Genomic DNA, 13,450 nt, shown 5'->3' with positions numbered 1-13,450 from the left:
TCTTCAGCGGGAGGCGAACTATAGCAAAGCCTAACTAGGATTGGCAAGCTTTTGTTGAATTGATTTATGGGGTCTTCAACAACTAGGGCTGGAGAATGCAAAAAAGGGGTCTATGTATAAGGATGGCTTTTTTAAGATCGTACTTTATGCTAAAGCCGTTTGGTCTATGTTGTCAGCTGACTTAAGAAGTGATTGAACTGCGCGCTCAAATAGGGGTTCGCTTTCTATAAACCTGACGCGCCCGTGTGCAATCATACGACGAAACATGCGGACACTCACCACCGATGGCTGATCTTGTCCATCGAGACTAAGAACTAGATTACTAACACTGGGATCAACCCATTTGAGTTGCCCCATGCTAGGTTTGCCACCCAAGTTAATTTCCATTGCGACGCCACTACGAAGCCGCGCTTCAATACTATCCAAGCTATCCGAATCCGAATCTGATTCTGCGGCTGAGGCATCTTCAGCACTTTCGCTTGGAAGTTCTCGATCAAATACTTGATCTAGCATTTGCACCTTGATATCCAGCTCCTTAATCGCTTCCTCTAGAAATTTACGTGAATCCAACACTATGCTGGAAGTAAATTCAGAATTCGGACTGGCTTCCGGGGTATTTACGAATATTTCAAAATGCTCATGAATGGATGGTAGCGAAGGAATATGAACCAAGGTTGCCGAGTGGCTAGCACGTAAGGCGCTAGTATGAGCATCTACCAACCAATTCATCAGATCTTTTTGGCGCGTAGCGTCCCATGCGATCGAAGCAAGACCTTCTCTTAAAGTATTTAAGATGATCGGCAACAAGGCAAATAGTTGAGTGCGATCATCTTCCTTGAGTTTTGGCACTATGCTCCAAAGCAAATCCGGTACTAATAGACGATATCGGCGTGCGCGTTTTTCGTCTTGGCGATCAGCCATCTCAACGGCAAGCACCCAAACACTTTGCAAAAATTCCTGCAAATACGCGTCAATAGTTAATCCTGAGAGCGCTTCGCTCATTTGAGCGGTCGTGTGCGCAAACCTTAAAGTGCGGTTCTGGACTTGCTCGACGGCTTCGACGGTACGCTCAACATTTTTATCGCCAGCACGCAATTCCCTCGCAATAAACGCATCGAATTCATCGAGCATTTTTGAGAATAGTTGAGGATTCTCACTTTCGTCGTGCAGCAAAGTTTCAACAATGCGGCAAATTTCTTCTGTTATCTGGACTCCGCTCGGATCTAATTGCTTCAACCCCAAAGAAATTGAGCCTATGCGATTGACCAACATACGCGCTGGATGTCCTTTTTGCGTCAGCAAAGTAGTATCACGCAATGCAATTTTTAATACCATAAATTGCAAGCGTCCCAACTGGGCTCGCACTTCAGCCGGCACCTGATTGTCACGCAAAATAAACTCAAACAGCATTGCAACAATATCGATGGTCATCAATTCATCGACATTTTTCGTCATTTCATTCAGGGCAGCTCTTTGCTCGAGAATCAGATTACGAACATCTCCCTGACTATCGTACATCTCGGCAGTAACTGGCGTATGCGCCCTTTGCATTCCATGTACGGTACTCGCAAGTTGCCCGCCACCATAGGATAATCCGCCCGCAGCAGCACTTTCATTATTGCTAGCTCTCGCCTCACCAAAAACTTCATTACCTGTATTTCTCATAGGCTCTGAATATGTAGATGCGTTACCGGTGCTGCCTGAAAATTGCGCATCTCCCGATGTTTGATGAGTACTGGCTCCAGCTTGCGAAAAGGATCCCACAGGGCTATGAGCAGAGCCTGAAGAAACTTCTGAATTATTTCTATCGCTGCCAAAAAACTTTCTCAGCACGCCGCCCATCGCTTGCCCACTACCTAACCATCCAGATTGTTTGGCCGACCTTGATGGGACTGCAGATCCGTGCTCTTGCGACATCGCGTGCGCCGGCATCATGCCCGAGGTTTTACCTCGCACGTTGTCTAATAGTTGATCAACTCTGCTTCTACCGCCATCATTTGGGTAGTCGCTTTGGGCCATATTCTGATATTGACTTTGTGGTTGTGCATGTTGCTGTTGTGACTGTTGATTTTGATAGTCAGATCCAAAACCTGGTCGACTGTTCTCGAACCCATGCTGCTGGCTATTACGAAAATCTTGCTCTAATTCGTCGGATTCGTGTCCATGTTCGGTGCTTGCTTGGCTTGCAGCAGATTGCGTCGGCGATTTCTTTATTTTTAGCTGTAATTGGGCTGCGATGCCGTGCTTCGCCAAATGGGAGTTAACCGCATTGTAAATTGGCGCAATATGCGCGGCGAAATTCTCTGTGAATTGTTCGATCAGACAAGTGCTGATATCAGTACTAAGTCCAAAATTTTCTACCGTGGTGGAAATACAGCGCGCTAATAGATAGGGGCGAAATGGATTTTCCCGCTCTTTGATAACGTCTTGCTCAAACAATAATGCTATGCGAATATTTAAATCCCGCAATTGCTCTTCGGCTTCACTTCTAAAACGTTTGGTGACATCGTCAATCCGGAGTTCGTCTTCGAACGCAGTGGCATCAACCAGTGAAAGACTGGTTGCATCGAGGGCGAAAGCAGCGCTAGGTCGATAGGTGTTATAAGTTGTTTGAAAACTTCGCGTTAGCAAAACTTCCATAGTCTTGCTCATTTGCTGCTTCAATGAATTTGCTTGTTCTTGCAGGATAGAGCGCGTATTCAACAAGCGACCTTGCTCAGCAGACGAGTAACTCGCATCGGCCCTCTTGAATAAATCTTCAAGACAACGCGGAACAGTCTTTTGCGTCGCCTCAGAAACAGCGATGAGAAATTCTGTACGGGCGGTTGCTAACAATTTTTTCGGATCCATACTTTTCCTTGTCATGCATCACATCTGAAAAATTGCAAAACTATGAACCAACTCCGGTCTTTAGCATAGGCGAACTCTTCTCTGAAGCACTTACTGGTACATAAAATAATAGGCTTATTTTTCAAAAAGCGAGAATAAAATCGTCGCGCGGACAAATTTTCTTCTCACACTTTGGGCGCCCAATATATTATCGTAAGTAAACTGTAACAACCATATCAGACTTACATTAAGCGACTTTCTTTTTCCTCACGGCAGCTTTTTTGACGGGTGGAGTAGCATCCTCAGCAGCGGCTTTAGTTTTCGCACTTGCTTTTGCTGGGGCCTTAGCTTTACGCTCCTCAAACTCAAAACTGACTTTTCCGTCTTTGCCCCTGACTAAAAAGGCTTTAAATGGTCGGCGGGTGCGTTGCGAAATAAATCCGGGCAGTAAATCGGTCTTACCATCATTAAGTAATTTTGCCATTTGCTCAGGCAGAATCTCTTGCTGCAAGATAATGCGTCCGCTACGGAAATCACATGCCTTTGGCTTTGCCATAGTTTTTTCACACACATAGGCCAGTCCCATTTCATACACACCGCTAGCGCATTTCGGGCATGGGCCTAACGCAGTCTGTCCAGTAAAATCAACTGGTTCAGCATCTTCATCGTCTTGATTTTGGCCAAAATCAAATTCAAGTTTGAAATTATTGTGCTCTTCATCACGGACAATTTTCAGAATTGCCGCGAAAGGCCGCCCCATCTTCGAGCGAAAACCTTGCAGCGGACCAATTTCGCGCTTGCTCAATACTTCCTCAACTTCGGCAACTTCAAACTGTCGGCTGCCAGGCGTCTTGCTCATAGAAAATTCACATTTAGTGCAGGCAAAACGTCGATAATTTTCTTTAACAACGCCGCCACAATTTGGGCATGGCGTAGTCAAAGTCGCGTAATCACCAGGAATTGTGTCGTTATCGTATTCCTTGGCACGCTTAACTATGATCTGCGTCATCTGAGCGATTTCACGCATAAACTCTTCACGGCTAATCTTCCCACGCTCCATTTGTGAAAGCTTGTATTCCCACTCACCCGTCAACTCTGGCGAAGTTAATTCATCAACGCCTAAACCACGCAATAAAGTCATCAATTGAAATGCTTTAGCGGTAGGGATCAATTCACGTCCTTCACGTAGAAGGTATTTCTCGTAAATCAAACCCTCGATGGTGGCAGCACGCGTCGCTGGAGTCCCTAGACCCTTGCCGGCCATCGCTTCGCGTAATTCACCATCATCTAATAATTTACCAGCGCCTTCCATGGCAGACAACAAAGTCGCCTCAGAATAACGTGCAGGTGGTTTGGTCACCAAACCATTCGCTGTCACTTTTTCAGTCTTAACTTTTTCACCCTGAGCTACGGCCACCAAATTGCCGCTATTTTCCGGATCGGCGTCGTCTTGCACGTCTTTACCGTAGATTGCCAACCAACCAGGATTAGTCATCACCTTACCTTCAGTCTTAAACTGATGGCCGGAGACTTCTGTGATTCTGGTCGTCACTTGAAATTCTGCAGCAGGGAAAAACACCGCCATAAATCGACGTGTCACCATGTCGTACAATTTTTGCTCTGGCTCTGAGAGATTTTTAGGTGCCTGGCCAGTAGGAATTATTGCAAAGTGATCACTAATTTTTGTATTATCAAAAATTCTTTTGTTCGGCTTTACCCAATTATTTTTTAGAATTTGCGAAGAAAATTGCTGAAAATTATTAGTTTCAGACAAACTCGACATAGTTTGCTTAACGGTATCTAAGTAATCCTCGGGCAAGTGACGAGAATCGGTACGTGGGTAGGTTAACACCTTGTGCTTTTCATACAGAGCTTGTGCTAGCCCCAAGGTATTTTTTGCGGAAAAACCGAATCGGGAGTTGGCTTCGCGCTGTAAGCTAGTTAAATCGAATAAGGCTGGTGCCATCTGTGTGGCTGGTTTCGATTCTTCTCTAACATTGCCCTGTTTGCCACGACAAGCCGCAACGATAGACTCGGCAGCAGCTTTCGCCCACAAGCGTTCGGCTTTTTTCTCTGGATCGGTCTCATCTTTCTTGAACTGATGGTCCAGCCAACGGCCCTCATAAATACCTGCAGCACAGACGAATTCGGCACGAACTTCCCAAAAATCTCGGGATACGAAATTTTTAATCTTCTCTTCACGTTCGACTACGATAGACAGGGTTGGCGTTTGCACCCGACCCACCGTAGTCAGATAAAAACCGCCTTCTTTAGAATTAAACGCGGTCATAGCACGCGTGCCATTAATACCGATCAACCAATCGGCCTCAGAACGGCAACGAGCCGCATCTGCTAAAGGCAACATCTGTTCGTCGCTACGCAGTTTTTTAAAGCCTTCACGTATCGCGCCCGGTGTCATAGACTGTAACCACAGACGGCTAACCGGTTGTTTGGCTTTTGCGTGCTGCGCAATCAAGCGGAAAATCAACTCGCCCTCACGCCCGGCATCGCATGCGTTGATAAGTGCGGAGACATCTTTACGCTTGATCAATTTGTTCAAAACCTTGAGTCTGGACTCGGTTTTGGCAATAGGATTCAAGGCAAAATACGGCGGTATCATCGGTAAATGAGTAAAAGTCCATTTGCCACGCTTAACATCATGCTCTTCCGGTACGGCAATTTCTAGTAGATGACCGACCGCGGAAGAGAGTACATACTCATCCGATTCAAAGTAATCATCATGCTTGGTAAAACCACCCAAAGTCTTGGCGATATCGTTTGCAACCGAGGGTTTCTCAGCGATGATGAGCGTTTTTGTCATAGGTTTACTATTCTTAAATTGATTTTTTTAGCCTTGCGTGCGGGCAATCAGCAACGCAAGTGAAGTGGCTAGGGCATATAAGCGTAAGACTACCCTAAATGCAAGGGCGCAGCGGGGAATGATAATAGAGATTTGTTAAAAACAGCAACAAGCCTTGTCTTTTTAAGAACTATTCAGCCGTTTAGAAATTTTTTAATGCAATTGACGCGGCTCGCTCTCGTCGTCCGATAACAGCATTTCGTCAAACATCAGCATATCAGGATCCTTGCCTTGACTCCAAAGCATCATCAAGACGATCACTTTCAGTTTATCCAAAGGTACTGGCGACTCATGAATCGCTAAACTGCGCTCGATGACAATTTCTCTTTGTTTCGAGTCGAGTAAGCCGGCCGACTCCAGAAAATGGATAAAGCCCATCGCAGCAGTTCCGAGCACAGAAATTTCTTGCTCAGCATAAATACGAAAACCTTTCGATAATTCAGTGCCTAACTTGATTGGCGCATCCTGTTTCAGCATGTCATTGGTGGTATCAGCCAGCACCGTGAGCCAATCTAGCGCTTCGGAAATTTCATCTTCCTCAAAGCCGACAGCTGAAAGTTTTTTAGCCAACACGGCCGTCTCTGGACAGGCGTCCGGACGGTAATAGGTTTCGTAGAGGTAGACAAGGATATCAAACATAGTGTCACTTTAGCCTTTAGGTGGATACGAAACAAGTCTTGTAGGCATTTTTTCTCAAAAAATTATCATCCATACATCGATTAAACCAAACGCCTGTACATTCCTCCATGTAAGCTCTCAATTTGTCCGGCCAGTTCACGTTCGAGAAGTTGCGCTGATAGACTGGCTATATCATAAGTCGTTCTTGCCAGTAAGGTATCAATATGGACAGGATCGTATCCTAAGGCCAGTAATAATGGGTCCTTAGCGGCAGGGTCTAACACCAACTCGGTTTGAATAACAGACGTTGCGCTCATCATAGGCAGCACCCGCAACTCATCTAAAATATCCTGCGCAGCGTCGACTAACTTGGCGCCTTGCTTAATCAATTGATGGCAGCCTTTGGACAGTGGCGAGTGTATCGAACCTGGAATCGCGAAGACATCTCTGCCCTGCTCGGCTGCCATACGCGCCGTGATCAAAGATCCGGACTGCGCTGCCGCCTCAATCACCAATACCCCTTTGGCCAATCCAGAGATCAGCCGATTTCTACGCGGAAAATTCGCCGCTATCGCCGGCATCCCCAGTGCATATTCGCTGATGATGCAACCTTCGTTAGCGATCAAATGGGCTAAATTCCGATTGCGGGCAGGATACACAATATCCGCCCCCGTACCTATCACGGCGATGGTAGAACCGATACCACGCAAACCACCTTGATGCGCCGCAGCATCGATTCCGGCAGCGAGGCCCGAGCTGATCGTCAATCCAGCATGACTTAAGGCTTCGGAAAATTTTTCTGCATGACTAAGACCCTGAGCCGTGGCATTGCGGCTACCGACTACAGCAATACTGGGGGCAGTCAATAGCGCGCTACGGCCTTTGACATAAATCAGAATGGGAGGATCGGGAATCTCTAAAAGAGCTGGCGGATACTCGGCATCTATTAGCGTCAAGACCTGATTCCCAGCTTGCTGGCACCAGGCACGAGTGCGCTCTATTTGTATTTCTAGTCCGGCTGAATCTGGATTGAGCAGCGCCAGCGCCACACGTTCAGAGACGACTTGCGTCAAGGCCGCATGGCTTGCCTGGAAAATTTGAGCTGGCAGCCCGAAGGCGGCCAGCAGTTTGCGTGCAGTGTCTAGACCGACTCCAGCGGTTTGTTCCAAACGTAGCCAGTCTAACCATGCTTCCATCAAGCTAATCCTTAGCTCGAATTGCTTACTTACTCAGGAGATTGCGCCAGATCGCCGACTACTACGGTATCCGTGACTTGCATCACTAAACCGTAAGAAATGTTTTTGAAAACACGGAAAATAAATAGCGTACCGTAACGTTCATCCGGCAAACGTATCATTTTCTTGTTATCAGTACGATCCGCAATGGTCTGACCAAAACGTGACAAGCCCAATACCGTGCCGACATCTAAGCCTGCATCGCTACCGCGATTAATGCTGATGATTTGATTCTGGCCTGCTTGATTAACACCACCATAAATCGACACCACACGTGCATTGACGGCTTGCTCAGGCGCGTGCGGCATGTAATTAAAAATAGGCGTAGGCGGTGTCGGTTTCAGTCTGTCACCAACCGCCATCTCTTCTTTTGAACTAGCAACAATGAAGGTATCAACGCCATCCGGCGTTTTGGCAGTACGCTCTAGCTTCACCGTGCCCAGAAACACTGCCTCATAACCGATCACAGCCTTAGTTTCAGGATCTTTCAGAGGAACGCCCGGACGAAACACCTGAAACGAGGTGCCGCCTTGCAGATCGCCACGTACGTAAGCCTTGTCACTCTTGGACATGGTAACGCGACCTTCTGGCGCAGCCACAATACGCGGAGCCGTCGCCATTTCGTTTTGCTCTATGATCAGAGGCTGCGATAAAAATGGCTCAATTAAATTGGCTGGAATCGCGGAAATCGCATCCTTGTCCATATTTTCCGAACGGATTTGCGGCGTCAGATGGGTGGTACCTGATTTACCGCCACCACTGACTGGGCTGCCTAAGCGCAGGCGTCCGGTAGTGCGGTCAAAATACACGATTTGGTTGGGATAAATCCAATGTGGATTACGAATTTCTTCGCGATTCATGCCCCAGACTTCTGGCCAGCACCATGGATTTTGTAAAAATTTACCGGAAATACCCCACAAGGTATCGCCTTTTACGACCACATGTTTATCCGGAGCATCTGGTAAAAATGCGCATTTATTGCTGCGTGAGGAGGCCTTTTGCTCTTGTGCATAGGCAGGCAATGCCTGCAGTGCCGGAAAGGCGATAGCAAAGAGCAGAGCGATTGTGCTAAACTTTTTCATGAAATTTGTCCGATGCATGATGCTGATTTTTCATAATGCTACTGTTAAAACAAGGCTGTAGCATCTTCATATTGTTTTGCACAGGCAAGCACGCACTTGCCAAACTTACCAATTTGGATCAAATTCTGCCCATAAATCCTTGAACTAGCAAGAGAAAACGCACTACAACAGGGTAAGCCTGTTGTGAAAAGCCCTATGTCTATACTTAATATTCTACGTTATCCTGATGCCCGTCTGCACAAAATTGCCAAGCCGGTTACAATTTTTGATGCCCGCCTGAAAAAATTGGTCGCTGACATGGCCGAAACCATGTACGACGCCCCTGGTGTAGGGCTAGCTGCCTCGCAGGTTGATGTGCACGAACAATTGGTCGTGATTGATACATCTGAAACAAATACTGATCTTTTGGTATTCATTAATCCAGAAATTATCTGGTCCAGCCCTGAACGCAAGGTGTATGACGAGGGTTGCCTCTCGGTGCCGGGAATTTATGATGGCGTAGAACGCGCCGCCGAAGTAAAAGTGCGGGCGCTCGACATCGACGGTAATTCCTTCGAGCTGCATGCAGATGGCTTGCTGGCGGTGTGCGTACAACATGAGATGGATCATCTGATCGGCAAGGTGTTTGTCGAATATCTGTCTCCTCTCAAACGCAATCGTATCAAGACCAAAATGCTCAAGGAAGAGCGTCAGGAGCAATACGACAAGCAGCGCGGTCGCCGATGAGAGTAATCTTTGCCGGCACCCCGGAATTTGCCGCAGTGGCGCTCAAGGCACTGCACGCTGCTGGCTTTGAAATTCCACTGGTACTGACGCAACCAGATAGGCCGGCCGGACGTGGCATGCAAATGCACGCTTCTGCGGTCAAACAATTTGCGTTGGAACAGAATATCCCAGTCGCGCAACCGATCTCCTTGCGCTTAGACGGCAAGTATCCCGAGATCGCGCAAGAAGCGCATGCACTACTCAAAGCGACGCCGCACGACGTCATGGTGGTCGCGGCCTACGGTTTAATCCTACCGCTGTCCGCATTAGAAATCCCGCGTCTCGGTTGCATCAATATTCACGGTTCCCTGTTACCGCGCTGGCGCGGTGCCGCACCTATCCACAGAGCGATTGAAAGCGGCGATAGCGAAACCGGCATCACCATCATGCAGATGGAGCTCGGCCTCGATACCGGCCCCATGCTGGCTATCGAAAACATCGCGATTGCGGATGACGACAGTACCGGCAGCCTGCACGATAAACTCGCTGCACTAGGTGGAAGCATGATAGTCAAAGCCCTGCGTCAGCTTGAGCAAGGCACACTGCCCGCCACTGTGCAGCCAGAACTTGGCGTCACTTACGCGGCCAAAATCAGCAAAGAAGAAGCGGCGCTCGATTTCAGTTTATCTGCCTTGGCGCTAGACAGAAAAATTCGCGCCTTCAATCCTTTTCCGGGTGCGCACGCAGTGCTCGATGGCACTATCGTCAAAATCTGGCGTGCCGAACAGGTAACTGGGGTCGTCGATCAATCCAGCACGGCTGTATCTGGCCAGGTGCTGGCCGCCAATGCGCAGGATGGCGTGTTGCTCGCTTGCGATAGCGGAGCCTCGGTGCTGCGTCTGTTAGAGCTGCAAAAACCGGGCGGCAAGCGCTTGCCAGCGGCTGAATTTCTCAAGGGTTTTGCGATCACACCGGGGCAAATTTTCTCGCACTAGATTCAATTGCACTGCGTGAAGTGCAATTGAAAATATCAGATACTCCCTCCCAGTATGAGATCACTACAGCTGCTTGCGCACGTAGTATGTGCGCAAGCAGCTGTAGTAGCTCGATACTCCCCTTATTTAAGCAAGCTCCGGCGTCTCGGTCAAGTCCCCAAAGTTGCTTTGCTGCGCAGCACGGCTGATCGCCAGTACCGCCGGATGGCTTAATTTTCGTTGCACCGAGATCGCATAAAACTGCTCACGGATTTGCTCGGTATGCCCCACTAGCGAGACATCGTATTGCCGCATCACCATATCGGCGATACTCGAAGGCGCGGCAAAAAAACCCGCGCCAGCCTGACCAAAGGCGCTCATCAGGGCGCTATCATCAAATTCGCCAGCGATACGCGGATGCAATTGCTGCGTACTCAACCAATGCATTAATTTGGAACGCAAGGCAGAATCCTCACCGGGCAATAACAGCGGTGCCGCATCAAGACAAGCAGGAAAAGGCGCCGGATACTGCTGCACCAAGGCCTTGGTGGCAAAAAAACTAATCCCGCATTCGCCCAACTGATGGGTGTAAGCCTTGACCTTGACGGTGGGCGGCATCGGCGTATCGGTGATCACGATGTCGAGTTTGTGCATCGCCAGTTCCGCCAGCAGATAATCGAGCTTACCTTCACGGCAATTAATCCGCAGGGTTTGCGGCAATGCCAGAGCAGGTTCAAGTAGACGGTACGCGACCGCTTTGGCCACCGCATCCGAGACGCCGACCCGCAATTGCACGGTGCGCTCGGTGGGCCTATGATGCAGCACCTGCTCCAGTTCTTGGCCTAGCGAGAAAATTTCTTCAGCGTAACTCAAGACCAATCGCCCAGCCTCAGTCAGTTCCAGATTACGCCCACTCTTTTTAAACAGCTGCTCACCCTGCACCTCTTCAAACAGGCTTAACTGGCCACTGATCGTTTGCGGCGTCAGGTGTAACTGCTCGCTGGCTCTGGCAATACTGCCGGCTTTGGCGACCACCCAAAAATAATGTAAATGCTTGTAGTTGAGTTGAGACATAAATTCATCGAAAAATACGAAGTGTTTAACAATTATATTCGACTTTTATTGTTAAATAACAGCGATTACACTGACCTCACCTTCTGTTGCGAAGGCGAAAACATTTGCGACACATCTGTGTTTTCAAAATTTCAGGAGAAACGTATGAAAATATTAAGCAGTTCTAACGTGCATGATGCACAAACCGTCGATTATGTAGACAGCAGCGCCAGCGCGAGCCATAAGGTTTTGCGCAACACCTATATGCTGTTGTCCATGACTTTGCTGTTTTCAGCCCTGACTGCCGGTGCCAGCGTGGCGTTTTCTTTGCCGAATCCGGGTCTGATCATTACCTTGGTCGGCTATTTCGGCTTATTGTTTCTCACCACCAAATTGCGTAACAGCGCCTGGGGCATCGCCTCAGTGTTCGCCTTAACCGGCTTCATGGGCTTTACCTTGGGCCCTATCATCAGCCGTTATCTGGCCATGCCAGGCGGCAGTAGTATCGTGATGGGCGCGATGGGTTTGACCGGTATCATTTTCATGGGCCTGTCGGCTTACGTATTGATCAGCAAACGTGATTTCAGCTTCATGGCTGGTTTCTTGATGATAGGCATGTTGGTCACCTTTGTGGCGAGTCTGGGCGCGATCTTCTTCCAGATCCCAGCCTTATCGTTGACCATCTCGGCAGTCATGGTGTTGCTGATGTCGGGCATGATTTTGTTTGAAACCAGCAACATCATTCGTGGCGGCGAAACCAATTACGTCATGGCCACCGTCAGCCTGTACATCACGATCTTTAATCTGTTCACCAGCTTATTGCAATTGCTGGGATTTATAGATAAAGAATAAACGCAATCTCAGCTCGTGGCCAAACAAGCTCGCGACAGTGTATAAAAAGTACTAAGCTAAGAAATGCGGGGCAGCCACCCCGCATTTCATATTAAACAGAGAGAAAACCATGCTACACACCATCGCACATCCCTGGATGTGGGCGGCTTTCATTGCCTTTGTTCTCGGCATGATACTGCTCGACGTCTTTGCCCTAGGCGGCTCCAAAGCACACAAAGTGGGCGTCAAAGAAGCTGCGATCTGGTCCGCGGTCTGGGTCAGCCTGGCCTTGCTCTTTGACTATGGCCTCTGGTTTTACCTCAAAGAAACTGTCAGCCTGGAAGTCGCGAATACCAAGGCAATGGAGTTCCTGACTGGCTACGTGATAGAAAAATCACTCTCGGTCGATAACGTCTTCGTATTTCTGCTTATTTTTAGCCATTTCGCCGTGCCTGTGCAATATCAGCGCAAGGTCTTGCTATACGGTGTACTCGGCGCCATTGTCATGCGCATCGCGATGATCTTAGCCGGCACTTGGGTAGTCACGCAGTTTTCCTGGGTCTTGTATTTATTTGGTATTTTTCTGCTGTTCACTGGTATGCGCATGTTGGTGGCTGCCGAAAAAGAACCCGATCTGGAAGCCAATCCGGTATTGCGTCTGATGAAGAAGATGCTGCCATTTACTAAGGGCTACCATGGTGAAAAATTTAGCATCATAGAAAACGGCAAGCGCGTGTACACCCCGCTGTTTTTAGTCTTGATACTGATAGAAATATCCGACGTGGTGTTTGCGGTCGATTCGATACCGGCGATTTTTGCGGTGACGACCGATCCTTTCATCGTCTTCACCTCGAATATTTTTGCCATCATGGGTCTGCGTGCACTGTACTTCTTGCTGGCCGATATGGCGGATCGCTTCCACTTATTGAAATTTGGCCTGGCTTTTGTCCTGATGTTTGTCGGTATCAAGATGCTCATCGTCAAATGGATACATGTGCCGACCACCGTTTCTTTATTAGTCATAGGTACGCTGTTAGCCGGCTCGATTATTGCCAGCCTGATCGCCACCCGTAAAAAAGACTAAACAAGCAGTCCTTACATCATTCCCCTTTGGGCGCATCTTTCGCAAGAAGATGCGTCTTTTTTTATGCGCGCCAGCTTAGCTGAGCCCAGGCTGCTACGATGAAGCGCATAAACATCTAACCACAAAGTCTAAGAAAATCGCCGCGATCGCGCAGTATCGGGCGTCTTAGTTCTGGCTTT

Annotated in this window: 10 protein-coding genes; 4 read left to right on the top strand and 6 right to left on the bottom strand. The window is 48.3% G+C overall.

Features of this window, described 5'->3' with window-relative positions; translation table 11 throughout:
* Positions 1-144: 144 nt before the first annotated feature.
* The 5 genes from EJN92_RS09355 to EJN92_RS09335 form a co-directional block, all read right to left on the bottom strand.
* Positions 145-2,850 carry a DUF1631 family protein gene (locus EJN92_RS09355; protein WP_157984338.1) on the bottom strand — a complete coding sequence of 902 codons (2,706 nt, stop codon included), beginning with the start codon at positions 2,848-2,850 and terminating at the stop codon, positions 145-147.
* 226 nt (positions 2,851-3,076) lie between these two features.
* Complete coding sequence (locus EJN92_RS09350) at positions 3,077-5,650, bottom strand: DNA topoisomerase III (protein WP_126127574.1); 2,574 nt, start codon at positions 5,648-5,650, stop codon at positions 3,077-3,079.
* A gap of 192 nt (positions 5,651-5,842) precedes the next feature.
* On the bottom strand, positions 5,843-6,328 hold the full coding sequence (locus EJN92_RS09345; RefSeq protein ID WP_126127573.1) for a Smg family protein: 486 nt from the start codon (positions 6,326-6,328) through the stop codon (positions 5,843-5,845).
* An 80-nt stretch (positions 6,329-6,408) separates the two neighbouring features.
* Entirely contained in the window at positions 6,409-7,503 is a 1,095-nt protein-coding gene (dprA, locus tag EJN92_RS09340; protein WP_126127572.1) for a DNA-processing protein DprA, read from the bottom strand.
* A 29-nt stretch (positions 7,504-7,532) separates the two neighbouring features.
* On the bottom strand, positions 7,533-8,624 hold the full coding sequence (locus tag EJN92_RS09335; RefSeq protein WP_126127571.1) for a LysM peptidoglycan-binding domain-containing protein: 1,092 nt from the start codon (positions 8,622-8,624) through the stop codon (positions 7,533-7,535).
* 195 nt (positions 8,625-8,819) lie between these two features.
* Here EJN92_RS09335 and def point away from each other — a divergent pair, with 195 nt between their 5' ends.
* Entirely contained in the window at positions 8,820-9,350 is a 531-nt protein-coding gene (gene def, locus EJN92_RS09330; RefSeq protein ID WP_126127570.1) for a peptide deformylase, read from the top strand.
* Positions 9,347-10,324, top strand: a complete 978-nt coding sequence (gene fmt, locus EJN92_RS09325; protein ID WP_126127569.1) for a methionyl-tRNA formyltransferase — start codon at positions 9,347-9,349, stop codon at positions 10,322-10,324. The genes def and fmt overlap by 4 nt, the downstream gene beginning before the upstream one ends.
* 126 nt (positions 10,325-10,450) lie before the next feature.
* Here the strand turns inward: fmt and nhaR are convergent, their stop codons facing one another.
* Complete coding sequence (gene nhaR, locus EJN92_RS09320; protein ID WP_126127568.1) at positions 10,451-11,377, bottom strand: transcriptional activator NhaR; 927 nt, start codon at positions 11,375-11,377, stop codon at positions 10,451-10,453.
* 144 nt (positions 11,378-11,521) lie between these two features.
* On the opposite strand from nhaR, the gene EJN92_RS09315 reads away from it, so the two are divergent.
* Together EJN92_RS09315 and EJN92_RS09310 are read left to right on the top strand one after the other, a co-directional pair.
* Positions 11,522-12,208, top strand: a complete 687-nt coding sequence (locus tag EJN92_RS09315) for a Bax inhibitor-1/YccA family protein (RefSeq protein ID WP_126127567.1) — start codon at positions 11,522-11,524, stop codon at positions 12,206-12,208.
* Positions 12,209-12,317: 109 nt separating this feature from the next.
* Complete coding sequence (locus EJN92_RS09310) at positions 12,318-13,271, top strand: TerC family protein (protein WP_227869777.1); 954 nt, start codon at positions 12,318-12,320, stop codon at positions 13,269-13,271.
* Positions 13,272-13,450: the final 179 nt, after the last annotated feature.

The organism is Undibacterium parvum (assembly GCF_003955735.1).
Taxonomy (GTDB): domain Bacteria; phylum Pseudomonadota; class Gammaproteobacteria; order Burkholderiales; family Burkholderiaceae_D; genus Undibacterium; species Undibacterium parvum.
This window is presented reverse-complemented; position numbering and strand designations above follow the sequence as displayed.